The sequence below is a fragment of the Yersinia sp. KBS0713 genome (genome assembly GCF_005937895.2).
In the GTDB taxonomy this organism is placed as follows: Bacteria; Pseudomonadota; Gammaproteobacteria; order Enterobacterales; family Enterobacteriaceae; genus Yersinia; species Yersinia bercovieri.
This window is the reverse complement of record NZ_CP042173.1, coordinates 1501469-1520150: the sequence shown is the minus strand read 5'-3', so window position 1 is coordinate 1520150 and position 18682 is coordinate 1501469. Positions and strand designations below refer to the sequence as shown.

Below are 18682 nucleotides of genomic sequence, written 5' to 3'. Positions count from 1 at the left end.
TTGGTTAACCCATAATAGGGAGGCAAATCAGCGCCCGAGATACACCTCGATCACCTGTTCATTAGCTTGCACCTCTGCTAGTGAGCCTTCGGCCAACACCTGCCCTTGATGCAATACCGTGACATGATCGGCAATAGTCTCAACGAATCCCATATCGTGCTCCACAACCATCAGTGAATGCTTTCCTGCCAGTTGATTAAATAACTCGGCAGTATAGGCGGTTTCTGCATCAGTCATCCCAGCGGCTGGCTCATCTAATAGTAGTAAATGTGGGTCTTGCACTAATAACATACCAATTTCAAGAAATTGCTTTTGACCATGAGATAGCAACCCTGCCTGCCGTTGCCGCATATCACTGAGGCGTAACATGGTCAACGTTTCATCAATTTGATCCCGCTGCTCACTGTTTAACTTGGCACCTAGACTCGCCCAAACTGTTTTGGTACTTTTTTGCGCCAGCTCTAGATTTTCAAAGACACTTAGCGCTTCAAATACTGTGGGTTTTTGAAATTTCCGCCCGATCCCCGCTTGGGCAATTTCAATCGTATTCATCGTTGAAAGATCATGCTGTTGGTCATACATCATCTTGCCGGTCTGTGGGCGCGTTTTACCGGTTATCACATCCATCAAGGTCGTTTTACCCGCACCATTTGGGCCAATAATGCAGCGTAACTCTCCGACACCAATTTGTAATGAGAGATCACGTAACGCGTGAAAACCATCAAAGCTGACATTGATATTTTCCAATGTCAGCACGGGATCACGTTGCTGGCGATACTTATCAGCCGCATACTCAATAGCTCCTGGCTCCTGAGCGATGATCTCTGGATAAATCAGTTGCTCAGTAATTTGAAATCGGCTCATTTTTCTCTCCCCCGCTTCAGCAAGCCAATAACACCTTTCGGCAAGAACAAGGTCACCAGAATAAATATTAAGCCGAGGAAGAATTGCCAATATTCCGGCATAGCCATGGTGAACCAACTTTTTGCGCCGTTAACAATTCCCGCCCCCAGTACTGGGCCAATAAGAGTGCCGCGCCCACCAAGTGCCACCCAGATAGCGGCTTCAATGGAGTTAGTCGGCGACATTTCACTGGGGTTGATAATACCGACCTGTGGCACATATAGAGCACCTGCCAAAGCACACAGCACGGCGGATAGTGTCCAGACAAACAGCTTGAAACCTTTCGGATCATAACCACAAAATGTCAGCCGATTTTCAGCATCACGCACTGCGGTCAGTACCCGGCCAAACTTGGTACGAGCTAATGCAAACCCCAGTGCCAGGCTGGCGATTAATAGGATAAGTGTTGCGAGGAACAGGGCAATACGAGTCGAGGTTGCCGATACCGGAAATCCCAGCATGGTGGTGAAACCCGTGAAGCCGTTATTACCACCAAAGCCGGTTTCATTGCGAAAAAAGAGTAGCATCCCCGCATAGGTTAATGCCTGTGTCATGATGGAAAAATAGACCCCTTTTATTTTGGAACGAAATGCAAAATAGCCAAAAATAAAAGCCAGTAAGCCGGGCACCAACACGATCAGGCACAACGCCCAAGCAAAGTGTTGGCTACCACTCCAAAACCACGGCAACTCAGACCATGACAGAAAAGACATAAATGCGGGTAGCCCATCGCCTGCCGCCTGCCGCATCAGATACATCCCCATGGCATAACCGCCGAGGGCGAAAAATAGGCCATGCCCAAGTGATAGTAATCCGGCATACCCCCACACCAGGTCGAGTGCAATAGCGACCACCGCGTAACATAGAATTTTACCGATAAGTGTTAAGGTATAGGTCGATATTGCCAGTGGATTCTCCGCAGGCAACAACACCAGAAAAGGCAGAATCATTAGTGCCACCACCGCTACGGCACCCAATGACCGACTGACAATTGGTGCTTTTTGCGTCAAAGTGATCGCTAGAGGTTGATTCATCAGTCACTCACCCTGCCCTTGAGGGCAAACAGACCTTGTGGTCGTTTTTGAATAAACAAAATGATCAGCACTAAAATCAAAATCTTACCTAGTACTGCGCCAATCTGCGGTTCCAGAATTTTATTCAGCATTCCCAGCCCCAGCGCCGCAACCACACTGCCCGCTAATTGGCCGACACCACCGAGAACGACCACCAGGAAAGAGTCGATGATGTAACCCTGCCCTAACTCTGGGCCGACATTCCCCAGTTGAGATAGTGCCACCCCACCTAACCCAGCAATACCTGAGCCGAGGCCAAAGGCCAACATATCTACCTGCCCTGTCGCCACCCCGCAGCAAGCAGCCATTGCTCGGTTTTGTGTCACGGCCCGCACCTGTAATCCAAGGCGGGTTTTATTCAACAGTAACCAAGTGAGCAGCAGAATAACGACTACGAATGCAATCACCGCAATACGATTCCAGGGTAAAACTAAATTCGGCAAGATCTGTAGCCCGCCAGAGAGCCACGCCGGGTTGGCGACTTCTAAATTTTGTGCACCAAAAATCATCCGCACACTCTGAATCAGCATTAGGCTGATCCCCCAAGTCGCCAACAGCGTTTCCAATGGCCGCCCATAGAGGTGTCGGATCACCGTACGTTCTAGCGCCATGCCAATACCGGCAGTGATAAAGAAGGCGACTGGCAAAGCGACCAGCGGATACAGTGCCAACCAGTGCGGTGCAAATTGTTGAAACAGTGATTGCACCAAATAAGCGCAATAGGCCCCCAGCATCAGCATCTCACCATGGGCCATATTAATGACCCCCAATAAACCATAAGTAATAGCCAGGCCCAATGCCGCCAGCAATAAGATGGAACCCAGTGATAACCCGCTGAACACTTGGCCAATAATATCGCCCACCAATAATCGGTTTTGCACCTGTTTTAGGCTACTGGCCGCCGCAGTGCGGACTTGCGCATCAGGTTCAACCTTGGCATCGGTTAAGATTTGCAGCCGTGACTGAGTCTGGGGTGAACCGGATTGCCCCAACAGCTGAACAGCATTCAGACGCACCTGCGGATTGCTGTCAGTCAGTTGTAAATTAGCCAGTGCGATGCCTAATGCTTCTTTAACTTTGCTATCAGTTTCCAATTTCAGACGCTGGTTAAGTAGCGGCAATTGGTCACTTTTGGCCTGCTGCTGTAACTCTAATGCGGCCTGTAAGCGCACTGACTCATCCGCACTCACCAACCGTTGAGACGCCAGCGCGTTGGCAATCAAGATTCGTAACCGGTTGTTAAGCCACACTTTCTTCGGTGTATCTGTTGGTTGCAATTGCCCTTCTAGCGGGGTAAACCCCTGATTACTCTGGACGAAAGCCTGCCCCGCGCTATCTATTACCAACGTCTCCTGTTTCAGTGCCTGCAATAAAGGCAATCGGCTGGCATCTGGCTCTGTCGCCCATTGCTGTAACAGAGTGGCTTGTTGTGAGCGATTGGCCGCGGCAAAATCATGGGCTGGCCCAGCAACTGCCAATGTCGACATCCCCAGTAACAGGCCAATCATCAGCCTGAGCATATAATTGGCCGCTCGCCCCCACACAGGAATTAATGATTTCATAGGCTCACTCATCACTGATATATGGCAAAAGAGATCCAGAGTCAGTTGTCGTCATCGACAAAAGCCAACTCTGGAAAGTCACCGCTACTGAGTGCTTTTTACTGGATGGTCTGGTTTTTTGTCATTCCCTGCGATAAACGGGCTCCATGGCTGAGCACGAATTGGAGCATCCGTCTGCCATACCACATTGAACTGCCCGTTCGCCTCAATTTCACCGATCATCACAGGTTTATGCAGATGATGATTAGTTTTATCCATCGTCAGCGTAAAACCTGAAGGTGCCGGATAAGTTTGCCCTGCCATGGCAGCACGAACCTTATCCACATCCGTTGATTTGGCTTTTTCGGCCGCCTGTGCCCACATATGCATACCGACCCAAGTCGCCTCCATCGGGTCATTAGTGACGGCAGTATCCGCATTCGGCAACTTGTGTGCTTTGGCGTAAGCTTTCCATTGCTCAACAAACTTCTTATTAGTCGGATTATCCACCGATTGGAAATAGTTCCAGGCAGCCAGATTACCCACTAATGGTTTGGTATCAATGCCACGTAACTCCTCCTCTCCCACTGAGAAAGCAATTACCGGAACATCAGTCGCTTTAATACCTTGGTTGGCTAACTCTTTGTAGAAAGGAACATTCGAATCACCATTAATAGTGGAGATAACAGCTGTTTTTCCATCGGCAGAGAATTTTTTAATATTGCCAACAATGGTTTGATAATCGCTGTAGCCGAATGGGGTATAAATCTCCTCAATATCTTTATCCTGAATGCCTTTGGTGTGTAAGAAAGCGCGCAGAATTTTATTAGTGGTACGCGGATAAACATAATCAGTACCCAACAAAATAAAGCGTTTAGCTGCACCGCCATCTTCACTTAATAAATACTCCACGGCGGGGATAGCTTGTTGGTTGGGTGCGGCACCGGTATAGAAAACATTCGGCGACATCTCCTCTCCCTCGTATTGCACCGGATAGAACAGTAAACCATTCAACTCTTCAAATACCGGTAATACAGATTTACGGGAAACCGAAGTCCAGGCGCCAAATACCACCGCAACTTTATCTTGGGTTAATAATTGCCGTGCTTTCTCAGCAAAAAGCGGCCAGTTAGATGCGGGATCAACAATAACTGGCTCAAGTTGTTTACCCAACACGCCACCATGGGCATTGATATCATCAATACTCATCAGAGCCATATCTTTCAATGGTGTTTCAGAGATAGCCATCGTGCCGGACAACGAGTGCAAAATGCCCACTTTAATTGTATCCGCAGCCAGCGAGCCAAAAGCCACCCCCATGCTGATAACCGAAGCCGAAAGTGCAAAAACCTTAATTAAGTTACGATGTTGCATTGCGTTAACCTCTGGTCGTTGAGTAAAATACACAAGATCGAATTACTCTGCGCAATCGCCATGCCAGTTTTATATCTTGATAATTTAATTGAAGAATATATATATAATGGTCAAATAACTGAATATATCAGCGAATTATCTGCACCATTAATGCGCAATGCATGAGCACAGATAGTGCAAAAAACTTGAGTCTTAATGTGAGGGATCATTAATATGAGAAATACAAAAGAGATGAGTCAGTTCAGAAATGGGAGCATTGATTTTAACGAAAAACAGGAATGACAATTGCCACTCCTGTTTTCTTATCACTAATATGTATCAGTTGCTTATATCAATATAACAACTGTTGGCCGATATCATTAATTTTACTTTTTAGGGCCACGAATACGTAAAGTCAAACCTTTCAGGAAATAACGTAAAACCTGATCACCGCAAGGGCGGAAGTTTTTGCTGCCCTCTTTACGGAACAAGGCATTCAGCTCAGGTTTTGACACTGGGAATTCAACCGCGTTGAACACATCGTGCATATCGGTATCTTTCAACTCAAATGCTACACGCAGTTTTTTTAGCACAATATTGTTAGTAATGACGGGTTCTACCGCAGGTGCTGGGAACTTGTCATCTTTACCGCGACGAAAGAAGATCAGGCCATTAAGGAAATGTGCCATCACCAGATCAGGGCAATCCTGATAACCAGCTTCATCTTCTTTTTTAAGGAAATTAACGACATCCGCATTGTTCACGTCAAAATCAGCCAGCTTAATGATTTCTGTTATCTTGGTATCATTTACGTTAAGCATGTAGCGAACACTACGGAGCACATCGTTGTTCATCATATTACTGCCCTATTCCTATTATTTAGATTAGACGTGGCGAATATCGCAAGAAAAAAACATTTCTTTAACGTCTAGCGGGCAGTATTGTATAGATCAACGTTGATTTTCTCAATGTAAATCTGATTAATGGTCATAGCTCAAAATAGATAATAGACGGCTGTTAACACTATTATTTATAGGGAATGACTAATATTATATTAAGATGAGCATTAAAATATCAATGAAACATATTACTTAACTATCATCTTAACCTTTTATTATTATGTAATCTCAGACACTAGCCTTAATACCATTGACAGGCTGATAAAGCGAGATATAATCACCAATGATATATTTTCTGCGTAGGATGGCAGATATCTTATCCATGATCATGACAATAACCACCATGATTAATGTAATAAACATCACGACATCCCAGTTCCATAACCGCATATTCTCAGCATAAACCAAGCCAATACCCCCCGCCCCCACAAAACCTAAGACCGCTGCCGAACGGGTATTAGATTCAATTTGATAAAGACTTAACGCCAGAAATGTTGGAAAGGACTGAGTAAATATGCCAAAACGATGTTTTTGTAGTGCATTCGCTCCCATAGCCGTCAGGCCACGATTGGGCGATTTATCCACAGCTTCATGCCCTTCAGCATAGAGTTTACCCAGTAATCCCATATCTTGCATGATAATCGCCAGCACCCCAGCCAGTGGCCCCATGCCCACGGCACGGACAAAAATCAACCCCCAAATGGCCATATCAATGCCCCGGAAGATATCTAAAAAGCGGCGAATCATAAAGGAAATAATACGCAAACCCGGTGTCGACATGACATTCCGCGCAGCCAAAAATGATAAGGGCAAAGCGATCAATGTCGCCGTGAGTGTCCCGGCAAAAACAATAGCTAAGGTGATAAATATCTGACTGAAATAATATTTAAATGGCCAGTTAATAAAATCATGCCAAACAAACATTCGTAAAAAATAGCGGCTTATTTGCTGACTTCCATGAGTCAATGTCTGCCAAGGAATACCAAAAACCTTGAAGAAAAAAATGTAATACAAAAAGATCCCCACAGCAATAGCTGCAACCAGTCTAACATAACGTTTTTGCTGTAAAAAAAGCTGCGGATGTTGCTGTTTGAGCGCTGATATCTGCTCCGTTGTCAGCTGATAAGTCAACATTATGATGCTCCTTCTACCACTCGCTTACGTAATTTACCGGATGTGTAATCCAACAATGAAACCACAATGATAATTAGCAATAGCGTCATGCTCACTTGGTCATAACGATCCAGTTTTATCGAGGTCATCAGCTCTTGTCCTATTCCTCCAGCCCCCACCAAACCTAAAATTGTTGATTGGCGGAAGTTGATCTCCAGACGCATAAAACTATAAGAGAGGAAAATTGGTTTTACCTGTGGCCAGAGAGCAAAACGCATTCGTTGCAATTTACCAGCACCACAAGCTGCCAAGCCGCGAACAGGTTTATCTGATGCTGTTTCCAGCGACTCATAAAATAGCTTGGTCAGGCTGCCAATGGTGTGCAATGCAAGTGCTAGAAAACCAGGGATCGCGCCAATACCAAAGGCCATTACAAACATCACCGCCCAAGCTAATTCAGGCATGGTACGCAAAAATGCAACAAAAGTTCGAATAAATAAGCGCAACCAAGGTGGGCTTTGCGTATTATTCGCGGCTAAAAAGGCGAGGATAGTGGCAACTATTACGGATAAAATAGTTGATGCCACCGCCAATTGTAGTGTTTCCCAAATCAGCGGTAACTGAATAGGAAGCCGATAGCCCCAATAAGCAAAAGAGCCTTCTGTACGACCGTCCGCAAATAAACTTTGCCAATGGAGTACGGGTATGGTCTCAGCCAAATAATCAAAGAAATTTGGAATGGAAATAAAAACAGTATGCAAATTAAACTCAGCAATACTTCCCGCGCCAAGATAGATAATTGCCAATGTTAATGACCAAATCAACGTTTCACGTTTCTGTTTACCGCGTATCTGCTGATAGTAGTGGTTAAAGTCTGTATTCAAAATTAGCTACCACCTAAGAGCAATAACCCCAGCTAAGCCAGAGCTATACCCTACTGACTTGAGCTGACAGGAGATTAGCGGCACACACTCACCCGACTCGCTTACATATATAAGTGAGTCGGGATTTATCTGTTTGCTGCCTACAACTCCAAGTCCCTTGGGGATATATTATTTATCCGCCGGATCGGCTTAACGATCGCCTTTGGTTAATTCACGCTTCATATCAATGATATTTTGATACTCGCTAAGTGATGTTTCACCAATATGTTGTTTACCGCCCATCGCTTTAATGAAGCAACCGTGATCTTCTTTGTCCAATTTTTTAACCGCTGCAACTAATTGCGCTTTAAATTCAGCTGGCAATGCACTGCGAACTAAAATCGGGCCATTAGGAATCAATGGAGATTGCCAGATGATGCGGATCTGTTTCATTAAATCAGGGTGGTCCATGCGGATCATGCGAGTAAATGCTCCGCTGGTATAACCGGTATTATAATCACCGATCATTGAGGCCCAAGTCACCGCTCCGGCAAACTGACCATTAATAACCCCGAGAATATCTTGCTCATGACCACCAGAAAAAGTCACACTAGAGAAGAAATCGTTATATTTATTATCTGCCGTCCCACCAAATTTCTGCTTAAAACTTTGGTTAGGGATCAGGAAACCTGACGTTGAATCAGGATCAGCAAAACCAAATGCTTTGCCTTTCAAGTCTTCAATTTTCTGATAAGGGCTATCTGCTTTTACCACGACAACTGAATGATAGCCGCGCGATTTATCTGTATCATCGATTGCAATGCCAACAATATCAACAGCTTTAGGATCTTTAATATAAACAGAGGCAAAAGATGAGGGGGACATACTTAATACCAGGTCAATCTTCCCACCCAATAGACCTTGGATAACACCAGAATAATCAGATGCATTATGCAAATTCGTTTTTACATTTAATTCTTTATCCAAGAACTCTTTGACGCACATGTTATCGCCAATTTGCTGTGTCGCATTCTGCCCGCCAAGAATACCCAGATTAATCTCTTTCGGTGCATCCGCTGCTGTAGCATTAAATACCATCATGCTTGCCAATAATGAGGTAAGACAAAATATTTTTTTCATTAAAATAACCTATTATGATAAAGGGATAAGTAGGGATTAATGCAAAAGATCAGTTGATTCATCGCTATAAATATCTTGAATAATGGTGTCATTCAGTAGCGCCGGAGGCCCGTCAAAAACAACTCTTCCATGTGCTATACCAATAACGCGGGTACAATAGTCCTTAACTAAATCAACAGAGTGCAAATTCACGACCACTGCAATATCGTTTTCACTTATTTTCTGTAATGTATTCATAATACGTGTTGTGTTCTTTGGGTCCAAAGAAGCAACGGGTTCGTCGGCCAATAATATTTTGGGGTTCTGCATCATGGCGCGACAAATAGCAACTCGCTGCATTTGGCCACCAGAGAGATTCTCGGCACGCTGCAGGGCATGGGGCAACATATTAAGCCATTGTAATAACTCGATTGCTCTGGCTCGATCTTGCTCAGCGAATATTTTGAAGAATGATTTTAGTGTTGAGGTATAGCTGAGGCGGCCTAATAAGACATTAGTAATAACATCAAGACGGGGGACCAGACAAAAGTCCTGAAAAATCATACCGCATTTGGCACGCCATTTGCGCATCTGCTTTGCTGTGAGTGCTGCAATATTTTGCATATCGCCATTGTCATGATAATTAATAATTTCACCAGCACTGCTAGGGATCGTGCCATTTAACACATGCAGCAATGTGGATTTACCGGCACCTGAACGGCCAATAATTGCGACAAATTCACCAGCATGAAGTTCGAAATTAATATCATCTAAAACGCGATGCTGTGATTTGTATGCTTTAACTAATCCTTTAACGGCAAGTACCTTCTTACGCGGTTCTTGCACCGTAGCCGGATAATCAGCCACAGTGAATTTACGCAATGCCTGGCCCATATCATGTCTCTCAGATTGCCTGTAGTCATGAGCCATTAACGTATATTTTTATTGCATATCGATGATAGTTTTATGAGAGAAAGGTGACAAAAAAATAGCCACCTTTCATATCTTTTTAAGCGCATAGATTGTAGTGAGTAATGATTATTTTATGTCATTATCACAAATCTCTTTGGCGGGGCTAACTTCTTAACTTTCGGTAGACAAATAGCACGACCAACGAACCGATAACTGCAACCACAAAGCTACCAAGGTTAAATCCATCAACTCGCCCCATACCAAAGAAGGTGCTGATATAGCCCCCGACCAAAGCCCCGACCACACCGAGAATGATGGTCATAATAAAGCCACCGCCATCCTCCCCGGGCATAATCCATTTAGCCAAAATACCGGCAATAAGACCAAAAATAATCCAAGATAGTATGCCCATAAGCACCTCCATAAAATTAATTTTCGCTGACAGCTAATTTAGCGACTCTGTAAATAATCCGTCGTTCACGTCTTGCTTTTGGCCTTAAGCATAAGATCTCAAACAAACATGACAAACTCACTATTACAAGCTTAAACAGCTATCATCATTATTAAGTTAAGACCCGAATAACAAAATCTGCAAATCAGATCAGCAATGTTCAGCACAAATCAAATAACTGGCTGACGCGGTATGACAATCTGGTTAACACCCTGTTGTTGTAACTTTTTCAACAAATCAATCCCCCCATTTGGCATGCTATGAGCGAACTCCCTTTCACTAGTAAAGATGGGGCTGGCCCAATATATATTGACCGGGTCGCCTTGTTGTTGGGGCAATGTAAGATTGTCTGCATCAGCATATAACTCTGACGATAAAATGTAGCCTTCGTAGCCCTGAGGCGCAACTGACGACTCCAATGTATGCCCCTCCCCTAGCCAAGTTATTTTGCTCCAGGGAACATGAGAGAACCCAGCCAAAGCGCTGGCCATATGAATAGCATTGTCCTCATCCACATATTGCCCATCTATCGCTATTGCCATCTCCAAACGCCGATATTTAGCGGCATCATCATTGAATAATATTTCAACCCACGGCTGAGGGCGAATACTGACCCCCAATGTCAGAAAATAATATATTCCCTCTTTTTCGTGCTGAGAAATGGCCATTGGCGGCCACTTGCCTTGGTCGATGGCATAATATTTCAACGATGGACCAAAGTGTTGTTCATAGCATTGAATATATTCAGCCTGTAATGCGGGCCACGGATTTCCCTCTTCCTGCTGCCAACTCCGCCAAAATTGACGGGTATTTTGTGCGTTGGCATATTGAGTATTGGTTGAAGCTGAGCCAAGGGGTAATGTCAGGGGATTATCTTTAATACAGCTGGCAGAATAACAAATGGAGTGATCGATATATAAGCTCCAGCCAGGAATAATCGCCAGTAATTGGCCCTGATACCATAATGCCGCACCATCATCACTTTCAGACCAGACTATCGTAATAAATTGTGGATCAAGTTCTGCCTCACCGGCTACATTACGGCAAAACTCGGCCGCTAATCGCGGGGCTAAGCCTTGTTCAAGGGCAGCATTATCAGCAGATTGGGGGGCGGCAACCAAATTTCTTACCCAACAAGCACGAACTGGGAAGCGCTCTTCAAATGCCTCCTGCGGATAGATATAGAAATACACGACCCGTTGGTCCTGCTGCACCACGGCGACTAATGTCTGGTTTTCATTACTGACTTCGGCCAGCACTTCAGATTCTTTCATATCGCCTCAACTGTTTCGGCAAAGGATTTCAGGCGAAACACACTGCATGCCTGCCGTAAAGTAAGTCTATTAGCGGGATACTGATAATCTCATGCTAATAACTTTATACTGATAATGTAAACATGCTGGTAGTCACAACATGAGGTGGTAAACACTTACTGATAGTGTAAAACGCTCTTGCCCTTTAAATCATCAGCAAAAGTCTCAAAAACACGTTGGATACGATTAATATCTAAACCCTTTTTATAATAATTGATTCAGTATCTTCCTAAGTCATCCTGCGGGCAGGATAGTTCACTATCGAGATATTTATCATCAATAGTTGATAGTCTACAACCTGATTTCACGCTAAAATAAAAGTATTATTTTGCACGAAATTGAAGGTTAACATGGCATATATACCGAAGAACTATACCCGTCTGGAGAGTGGCTATCGGGAGAAAGCACTAAAGATTTTCCCATGGGTTTGTGGCAAATGTTCTCGAGAGTTTGTTTATTCCAATCTGCGAGAATTGACGGTTCACCATATTGACCATGATCACAGTAATAATCCCGAAGATGGCAGTAATTGGGAGATGTTATGCCTTTTTTGCCATGATCATGAACACTCTAAATACACTGAAGCGGATCAATATGGTTCAACCGTGATAGCAGGCGATGACGCCCAGAATGATCAGGGAGTTGCAACCCATAATCCATTCGCAAACCTAAAATCATTGATGAAAAAATAAGCCTGCTTGGTCGCGGAATTTATGGCGACCAATATTGCTTAATTGTCATTGAGTGATTAAAAACCCAATAATTGCCGGTATGAACGATGCTCCTGCTGTTCTGGCAATAATCCTAGCTTGTCGGCTAAATGTCGGCATTCAGTCTCCAGACTATTAAGCGCGGCTGCATCATCAGTCATGATGGCAATTTCAGCAAAATCGCCAAGCCCTACCAAGTGATCCAGCGTAACGTGAAACCTCCCAATAAAATAGATACTACGTTGTTTTTCCAGTGTAAATGCCGGCTGATACCCTAAAGTGCCCAACATGCTTTTCACTTTATCGATATCTTCAATATTGCTGGCTTCACAGCGCTCTATTCCTGGCCCTTTGACTATCCATAACCGAATGCCAGATGGGTTCATCTCCCGTAAAACCATACTGATCTGGTTCGCCGCTAAATCACCACCGTTAGCTTCCAGATAGATATCTTTTTCATGATTATTGAGGGTAAATGGTGTTGCTTGATATATTTTCAACTGCTCATGTAATTGGCCAATATTCGATATATGAAACTTTAACTCAACTTCATATTTACCAACAAAATGCTCACTCATGGGTACCTTACTGATCCGTGTAATAATGAAGTCCGATCCTATACCTCATCATGCAATAATCAAAATTATTATCAAAAGACCGGGAGGATCTAACAAGCCCATATTTATTGAATCACTATCTAATTTAATCATTAATGTTAGTAATATTTAAGCTGCGATTACTGCATGGTTAAAAGCAGTTTAAGCACTAAGAACGTGAGACTGATCACAAATAAAACGATTTATCGAGAAAGCCTCTCCTACCTCATGTTTACTTTATGACACTAATATATCTATTTCATATTAATCTGCGCGCGGGTGTAATGCCCGGTGATATAAAAAATCGATGTCACTACAGGAAATCGCACCAATGAATCACTTCAATGATGAAAAAACGCAAACCTTGCTGAATCAATTACAGCAGATTGTGGGTGCACGTTATTTGCTCACCAGCGAACGGCAAACCGAGCGATATCGTAAGGGGTTCCGATCAGGAGTAGGAGCGGCTCTCGCAGTGGTATTCCCTTCAACGTTATGGCAGCAATGGCAGTTACTACAACTCTGTGTGGCTGCCGATACCATTGTTATCATGCAGGCAGCGAATACCGGATTGACTGAAGGCTCCACACCCAGCGGCAATGATTATGACAGACCGATTGTTATACTAAATACTTTACGCCTCAATCAAATTCAATTATTGAATAATGGGAAGCAAGTCATTGGTTTCCCTGGTAGTACTCTGAATCAGTTGGAAAAGCTGCTGAAACCTTATGACCGTGAACCACACTCAGTGATTGGCTCCTCTTGTATTGGTGCTTCCGTAGTTGGCGGTATTTGTAATAACTCAGGTGGCTCTTTAGTTCAACGAGGGCCGGCATACACTGAAATGGCACTATATGCACAAATTGATGCGCAAGGTGAATTACAGTTAATTAATCACTTAGGAATAAATCTAGGTAATACACCAGAAGAAATTCTGCAACGTCTGGAACGCGGTAAATACCGAGCCAGTGATATTAGCCAAGGCGCACAACAAACCTCAGACCACGAATATGCCACTCGAGTGCGAGATATTGATGCACCGACCCCTTCCCGCTTTAATGCCGATCCCAGACGATTATTTGAAGCTTCTGGATGTGCCGGTAAATTAGCGGTATTTGCAGTACGGCTGGATACCTTCCCAAGTGAAAAGCAGCAGCAAGTCTTTTATATCGGCACTAATCAAACTCAGGTATTAACTGAATTACGCCGTGCTATTTTACGTGACTTCAAGCAGTTACCGGTAGCGGGTGAATATATGCATCGCGATATTTTTGATATTGCCGAAGTGTACGGCAAAGACACTTTTGTGATGATCAATAGTATGGGTACCAATAACATCCCCCGCTTCTTTACCTTAAAAGGAAAAATTGATGCCCGCCTGAGTAAAGTTCCTTTTCTAATCAACCACTTAACTGATCGGATAATGCAGGGCTTCAGCCAGATACTGCCTAATCATTTACCTAAGCGCCTTAAGATGTATCGCAATAAATATGAGCATCATCTGATGCTTAAAATGTCAGGTAGCGGTATCGAGGAAGCACAGCAATTCTTAAAAAACTTTTTTGCCACTGCTGAGGGTAACTTTATCACCTGCACCGCTGAGGAGGGTAAAAAGGCCTTTTTGCACCGCTTTGCCGCGGCAGGTGCGGCGGTGCGCTATCACGCCGTTCACGCCGACAAAGTGGAAGATATTCTGGCGCTGGATATTGCCTTACAACGCAATGAAGAGCAGTGGTTTGAGACACTTCCACCAGAAATAGATCAATGTCTGGTCGCCAAGCTCTATTATGGTCATTTCTTGTGTCATGTTTTCCATCAGGATTATATTGTGAAGAAAGGCGTCGATACCCAAGCATTAAAGCAAAAGATGCTGGCACTATTGAGTGACAAAGGTGCGGAATACCCAGCTGAGCATAATGTCGGGCATCTTTATATAGCAAAACCCGCATTAAAGGATTTTTATCAGCAGATAGATCCAACCAATAGCTTTAATCCGGGGATCGGCAAAACTTCAAAATTAAAACAGTGGCAAGAAAAATGACGGCACTGAGGGTGATACCCATCTATCGTATTGAATACCGGCCACATTGAATAAAGTGTTATATCAGTGCCTGACATATATTGTCGTCAATCAGACTAAAGCTATAGGCGGAGTTTACAGCCCTAGCTGCAAACTCCGCCATTCAATTCCGTTGTGATGCTTATTCTGAGACCTGAGCTAAACGTGCCTGGCTATCTTTTTGTTGGCGGTAACTTTTCGCCGCACCTGGAATCGGCGCAGCTTTGCCAGTTTCCATCCAGCTACGCAGGCGGTTTGCATCAGCAAAATGGGTATATTTACCAAAAGCATCTAACACGACGAGTGCAACAGGACGACTGCCAATGACGGTACGCATCGCCAAACAGTGCCCAGCCTGATTAGTAAAACCTGTTTTTGTTAGCTGAATATTCCATTTATCATTATAAACCAAATGGTTAGTGTTACGGAAAGGCAGTGTGTAATTTGGCTCACGGAAAGTGGCCATTTTCTCTGTCGTGGTGCTCAACTGCCCAATCAGCGGATACTGTTTGGTCGCTATCAATAGTTTTGTCAGGTCACGTGCTGTGGATACATTATCAATCGATAGGCCCGTGGGTTCGGTATAATGGGTTTTCGTCATTCCCAAAGATTTAGCTTTCACATTCATTGCGTTAACAAATGCATTATAACCGCCTGGGTAGTGATGAGCTAAGCTGGCCGCAGCACGATTTTCTGACGACATCAACGCCAACAGCAGCATATCCTTGCGACTAATTTCGCTGTTTACACGTACTCGCGAAAATACCCCTTTCATCTCTTTAGTTTGATGAACATCGACCGAAATAATTTCATCAAGCGGTAATTTAGCATCCAATACCACCATTGCTGTCATCAGTTTGGTGATTGACGCGATCGGTACGACCTCATCTGGATTATTAGCATAAATGACTTTATTGGTTTGTAGGTCAACCACCATTGCACTCCCGGACGCCAGCTCCAGGGGGGCTTTCCCTTTAGTTTCAGTCGTTCCACCACTGGCGACGGCTAAAGGAGCAGCACTGATACCAGTCGATAAAAGCAAAATACTTAATAGTGCAGAACGGATTTTCACATGCATGTTCATCAGCTTAAATAGGTTATTGGGAGTGGTTGTGGTTGAGCTAGCGCATTATAAATTACAGTAATGCCCTTCGCATCACACATTCTTCAAATGATTGTTACAAAGATTAAAGCTGACTAATCACTGCCCAAAGGTAAACATTTCTCAGTGATAACGGGGTATGCCGTGATTGAAAGGTCTATTTTGAACGATAGTGGTTGTTTATAAGACAATCAAGACCCGCTAGGGATATCAATTTAAGTAGATTATATGGCGGTGAGGTAAATTAGCGCAGCCATTAGCCGCAGAAACCTAAACGGGGTCTCAATAGTAGTAAAAAAGATCCTGCCAAATTAATTATTAACTTATAATTGTCAGAATGATTTTTTAATAATTCGGATTTATAGGTATTACTATGGGAACAACAATTTTTGGTATTTTCTTTGGTGTATTTTTGATAGCTGCAGGTTTAGCTGATATTCATGATGAAAATCTAGCATCACTGACATTCTGGGTTGATGCTTTACTAATCTTTGTTGGCGCGGTATTCCTGCTAGGAGTTGCTAAATTTATCGGGCGTAAGAAGAGATAGTAATTCACTATCATTGATGACAAAAGGCGTGTAATGCGTCTTTTGTTAGCATAACAACATGTTGTTTAATCGTTACTACAAACTGTCAAAATTTATAGCTAAGTATCAACTCGGAACTTAATCATTAATATTTTAAATGTTATTTTTTACTTCGGCACTTTCATGAGTAAGCATATTCCGTGTATTATATCTTATTGTGTGGGTATTCTTACTCTATCTATCCTTATGCTAAGTAAAGATATTATATTATTATGTCATGATTGTTGACCTTTATACTGCAACCACTTTAAGAAGGAACTTATTGATGAAAAAGACCATAATTCCATTAATATTGCTAATGGCCGGCGCAATGGAAGTTGGCTCTGTATCTGCCAATGAAATTACGTTATGGCGTGAACCCGCGCCTGTGGTGAAAGAGGGGGAGTATTACAGCCTTATACTTGATCGAGGTGAACTACAAAAAGCAGTCAAAAGTAGTCATAACGATTATCTTTTTTCTGAGAAAGGGAGTGGCGTTAAGCCTTTAGTACTTATCGGCACCCCACTCGAAATTTCAGAATTTTTGATTAAGAACGAGACTCGCGGCATAGAGAATCATATTAAAGAACTTCCTGACATCTATATGGGTATCACAAATTATGTGCCGCATAAGCGCTTTAGCGGCTTATTTCCACTACATGACCTGTTGAGCAAAACTGTCGAGCAGGCGTTAAAATTCGTTCCGATAGGCACTATTTTAACCGATGCTGCCGGTATGCCTTCTGATATAAATGAAATGTATCAGGTTATTAAGCATTTAAGCCATAAAGATAAAGCAGAAGGTAAAGTACTTTATGTTAAGTTCAGCTATCTTCCAGAAGATGGGATGAGAAAGGTGGGAAGTAAAACAATCAGTTTCGGTAAAATCCTTAAAACAATGCAGCATGACGGTCATTAATATCTAATAAAACGACTGTTGCAAACATGCATCATTGGCTCGTTTGCAGCAGTGCTTATTTTCATATTTCCGCACGGGATAAGTTACTTACTGAGTTATTGAGCGCTAAGACTTAATAAATATCTGCAAATATAGATATCTGTCAATCAAATACGCTGAATAGCTAGCGCAATATCTTTCGAGGTTTTTAACCCACGTATTTCACTGAATAAATCTGTCGCTTCGGCATACTCTTTACGCAGATAACCTAACCACTGTTTGATACGCGCTACATGATACATGCCGGTATCGCCCTGCTTTTCCAACTGCACATATTTTTGCAGTAATTTGACCACTTCCGGCCACGGCATACGCGGTTCGTTATACTTTACGACGCGACTCAGATTGGGCACATTCAGCGCACCGCGCCCTAGCATTACAGCATCACAGCCGGTGACATTCATGCACTCTTGAGCACTCTGGTAATCCCAAATTTCGCCGTTAGCTATCACCGGAATAGTGAGGCGCTGACGGATTTCGCCAATTGCCTGCCAGTTGATCCGTTCAGCCTGATAGCCATCTTCTTTGGTTCGACCATGCACTGCCAGTTCGGTCGCACCGGCTTGCTGCACAGCATCAGCAATTTCAAACTGACGATCACCAGAATCCCAGCCTAAGCGGATTTTGACGGTAACCGGTAAATGCGCCGGTACGGCTTCGCGCATCGCTTTTGCCCCCTGATAAATCAGTTCAGGATCTTTTAGCAACGTGGCCCCACCGCCACTGCCGTTGACCAGTTTTGAAGGGCAACCACAGTTTAAATCTACGCCATATGAGCCAAGTTCAACGGCACGGGCCGCGTTTTCCGCCAGCCATTTTGGATACTGGCCCAGTAATTGGATTCGCACTAATGTGCCTGACTGCGTACGGCTTTGATTATGCAACTCTGGACACAGGCGGTAGAAGGATTTCGCCGGCAAGAGTTGATCGACCACCCGCAAGAACTCGGTGATACAAAGGTCATAATCATTCACTTCACTGAGTAATTGGCGCACCAGTGAATCTAATACACCTTCCATCGGTGCCAATATTACCCGCATGCTAATTACCCTGATCCATTATCCGTACCATCACACTCAGCGGCCCCTGACTATAAATCCCACTCAGCATAACCGCAAAAAAGAGCGGCAATAATACGGGGGAAAA

At 43.7% G+C, this 18682-nt stretch carries 18 protein-coding genes; 4 read left to right on the top strand and 14 right to left on the bottom strand.

The window, feature by feature from the left end; genetic code table 11:
- Positions 1-27 precede the first annotated feature (27 nt).
- The 11 genes from urtD to FFE93_RS07050 form a co-directional block, all read right to left on the bottom strand.
- Positions 28-864, bottom strand: a complete 837-nt coding sequence (gene urtD, locus FFE93_RS07100; RefSeq protein ID WP_049601534.1) for an urea ABC transporter ATP-binding protein UrtD — start codon at positions 862-864, stop codon at positions 28-30.
- Complete coding sequence (gene urtC / locus FFE93_RS07095; RefSeq protein WP_032897937.1) at positions 861-1937, bottom strand: urea ABC transporter permease subunit UrtC; 1077 nt, start codon at positions 1935-1937, stop codon at positions 861-863. Before urtC ends, urtD begins: the two co-directional genes overlap by 4 nt.
- Positions 1937-3538, bottom strand: a complete 1602-nt coding sequence (gene urtB, locus FFE93_RS07090; protein ID WP_138774954.1) for an urea ABC transporter permease subunit UrtB — start codon at positions 3536-3538, stop codon at positions 1937-1939. The genes urtC and urtB overlap by 1 nt, the downstream gene beginning before the upstream one ends.
- Before the next feature lie 84 nt (positions 3539-3622).
- Positions 3623-4891, bottom strand: a complete 1269-nt coding sequence (gene urtA / locus FFE93_RS07085) for an urea ABC transporter substrate-binding protein (RefSeq protein ID WP_054872765.1) — start codon at positions 4889-4891, stop codon at positions 3623-3625.
- A gap of 365 nt (positions 4892-5256) precedes the next feature.
- Entirely contained in the window at positions 5257-5727 is a 471-nt protein-coding gene (locus FFE93_RS07080; RefSeq protein ID WP_005274408.1) for a DUF1456 family protein, read from the bottom strand.
- A gap of 270 nt (positions 5728-5997) precedes the next feature.
- On the bottom strand, positions 5998-6903 hold the full coding sequence (phnE, locus tag FFE93_RS07075) for a phosphonate ABC transporter, permease protein PhnE (protein WP_138774953.1): 906 nt from the start codon (positions 6901-6903) through the stop codon (positions 5998-6000).
- The gene (gene phnE / locus FFE93_RS07070; RefSeq protein WP_054872764.1) at positions 6903-7766 is read right to left on the bottom strand and encodes a phosphonate ABC transporter, permease protein PhnE; all 864 of its coding nucleotides are present in this window, start codon (positions 7764-7766) and stop codon (positions 6903-6905) included. Before phnE (FFE93_RS07070) ends, phnE (FFE93_RS07075) begins: the two co-directional genes overlap by 1 nt.
- Positions 7767-7955: 189 nt before the next feature.
- Positions 7956-8885 carry a phosphonate ABC transporter substrate-binding protein gene (phnD, locus tag FFE93_RS07065; protein ID WP_138774952.1) on the bottom strand — a complete coding sequence of 310 codons (930 nt, stop codon included), beginning with the start codon at positions 8883-8885 and terminating at the stop codon, positions 7956-7958.
- 36 nt (positions 8886-8921) lie between these two features.
- On the bottom strand, positions 8922-9758 hold the full coding sequence (gene phnC, locus FFE93_RS07060) for a phosphonate ABC transporter ATP-binding protein (protein ID WP_005274396.1): 837 nt from the start codon (positions 9756-9758) through the stop codon (positions 8922-8924).
- A 181-nt stretch (positions 9759-9939) separates the two neighbouring features.
- Positions 9940-10188, bottom strand: coding sequence for a GlsB/YeaQ/YmgE family stress response membrane protein (locus FFE93_RS07055; protein WP_005274394.1), 249 nt, complete (start codon positions 10186-10188; stop codon positions 9940-9942).
- Between the two features lie 209 nt (positions 10189-10397).
- Complete coding sequence (locus FFE93_RS07050; protein WP_005274392.1) at positions 10398-11501, bottom strand: suppressor of fused domain protein; 1104 nt, start codon at positions 11499-11501, stop codon at positions 10398-10400.
- A gap of 389 nt (positions 11502-11890) precedes the next feature.
- Between FFE93_RS07050 and yajD the strand changes: the two genes are divergently transcribed.
- The gene (gene yajD / locus FFE93_RS07045) at positions 11891-12232 is read left to right on the top strand and encodes an HNH nuclease YajD (protein ID WP_005189583.1); all 342 of its coding nucleotides are present in this window, start codon (positions 11891-11893) and stop codon (positions 12230-12232) included.
- 56 nt (positions 12233-12288) lie between these two features.
- On the opposite strand, the gene FFE93_RS07040 is transcribed toward yajD, so the two are convergent.
- A complete protein-coding gene (locus FFE93_RS07040) occupies positions 12289-12828 on the bottom strand; it encodes a class IV adenylate cyclase (protein ID WP_054872759.1) in 540 nt (179 codons plus the stop codon).
- Positions 12829-13177: 349 nt separating this feature from the next.
- Here FFE93_RS07040 and dld point away from each other — a divergent pair, with 349 nt between their 5' ends.
- Complete coding sequence (gene dld / locus FFE93_RS07035; protein WP_054872758.1) at positions 13178-14890, top strand: D-lactate dehydrogenase; 1713 nt, start codon at positions 13178-13180, stop codon at positions 14888-14890.
- 160 nt (positions 14891-15050) lie between these two features.
- Here dld and pbpG read toward each other — a convergent pair whose 3' ends face one another.
- The gene (gene pbpG / locus FFE93_RS07030; protein ID WP_032897931.1) at positions 15051-15986 is read right to left on the bottom strand and encodes a D-alanyl-D-alanine endopeptidase; all 936 of its coding nucleotides are present in this window, start codon (positions 15984-15986) and stop codon (positions 15051-15053) included.
- Between the two features lie 397 nt (positions 15987-16383).
- Here pbpG and FFE93_RS07025 point away from each other — a divergent pair, with 397 nt between their 5' ends.
- Positions 16384-16560, top strand: coding sequence for a hypothetical protein (locus FFE93_RS07025; protein WP_005274383.1), 177 nt, complete (start codon positions 16384-16386; stop codon positions 16558-16560).
- 304 nt (positions 16561-16864) lie between these two features.
- Positions 16865-17497 carry a hypothetical protein gene (locus FFE93_RS07020; RefSeq protein WP_138774951.1) on the top strand — a complete coding sequence of 211 codons (633 nt, stop codon included), beginning with the start codon at positions 16865-16867 and terminating at the stop codon, positions 17495-17497.
- A gap of 146 nt (positions 17498-17643) precedes the next feature.
- Here the strand turns inward: FFE93_RS07020 and dusC are convergent, their stop codons facing one another.
- A complete protein-coding gene (gene dusC / locus FFE93_RS07015) occupies positions 17644-18576 on the bottom strand; it encodes a tRNA dihydrouridine(16) synthase DusC (RefSeq protein WP_138774950.1) in 933 nt (310 codons plus the stop codon).
- Positions 18577-18682: the final 106 nt, after the last annotated feature.

What these genes read in the sequence shown, in the direction of transcription:
- urtD (WP_049601534.1), bottom strand. Translation starts at nt 864, where the DNA reads ATGAGCCGATTTCAAATTACTGAGCAACTGATTTATCCAGAGATCATC.
- urtC (WP_032897937.1), bottom strand. Translation starts at nt 1,937, where the DNA reads ATGAATCAACCTCTAGCGATCACTTTGACGCAAAAAGCACCAATTGTC.
- urtB (WP_138774954.1), bottom strand. Translation starts at nt 3,538, where the DNA reads ATGAAATCATTAATTCCTGTGTGGGGGCGAGCGGCCAATTATATGCTC.
- urtA (WP_054872765.1), bottom strand. Translation starts at nt 4,891, where the DNA reads ATGCAACATCGTAACTTAATTAAGGTTTTTGCACTTTCGGCTTCGGTT.
- FFE93_RS07080 (WP_005274408.1), bottom strand. Translation starts at nt 5,727, where the DNA reads ATGATGAACAACGATGTGCTCCGTAGTGTTCGCTACATGCTTAACGTA.
- phnE (WP_138774953.1), bottom strand. Translation starts at nt 6,903, where the DNA reads ATGTTGACTTATCAGCTGACAACGGAGCAGATATCAGCGCTCAAACAG.
- phnD (WP_138774952.1), bottom strand. Translation starts at nt 8,885, where the DNA reads ATGAAAAAAATATTTTGTCTTACCTCATTATTGGCAAGCATGATGGTA.
- phnC (WP_005274396.1), bottom strand. Translation starts at nt 9,758, where the DNA reads ATGGGCCAGGCATTGCGTAAATTCACTGTGGCTGATTATCCGGCTACG.
- FFE93_RS07055 (WP_005274394.1), bottom strand. Translation starts at nt 10,188, where the DNA reads ATGGGCATACTATCTTGGATTATTTTTGGTCTTATTGCCGGTATTTTG.
- FFE93_RS07050 (WP_005274392.1), bottom strand. Translation starts at nt 11,501, where the DNA reads ATGAAAGAATCTGAAGTGCTGGCCGAAGTCAGTAATGAAAACCAGACA.
- yajD (WP_005189583.1), top strand. Translation starts at nt 11,891, where the DNA reads ATGGCATATATACCGAAGAACTATACCCGTCTGGAGAGTGGCTATCGG.
- FFE93_RS07040 (WP_054872759.1), bottom strand. Translation starts at nt 12,828, where the DNA reads ATGAGTGAGCATTTTGTTGGTAAATATGAAGTTGAGTTAAAGTTTCAT.
- dld (WP_054872758.1), top strand. Translation starts at nt 13,178, where the DNA reads ATGAATCACTTCAATGATGAAAAAACGCAAACCTTGCTGAATCAATTA.
- pbpG (WP_032897931.1), bottom strand. Translation starts at nt 15,986, where the DNA reads ATGCATGTGAAAATCCGTTCTGCACTATTAAGTATTTTGCTTTTATCG.
- FFE93_RS07025 (WP_005274383.1), top strand. Translation starts at nt 16,384, where the DNA reads ATGGGAACAACAATTTTTGGTATTTTCTTTGGTGTATTTTTGATAGCT.
- FFE93_RS07020 (WP_138774951.1), top strand. Translation starts at nt 16,865, where the DNA reads ATGAAAAAGACCATAATTCCATTAATATTGCTAATGGCCGGCGCAATG.
- dusC (WP_138774950.1), bottom strand. Translation starts at nt 18,576, where the DNA reads ATGCGGGTAATATTGGCACCGATGGAAGGTGTATTAGATTCACTGGTG.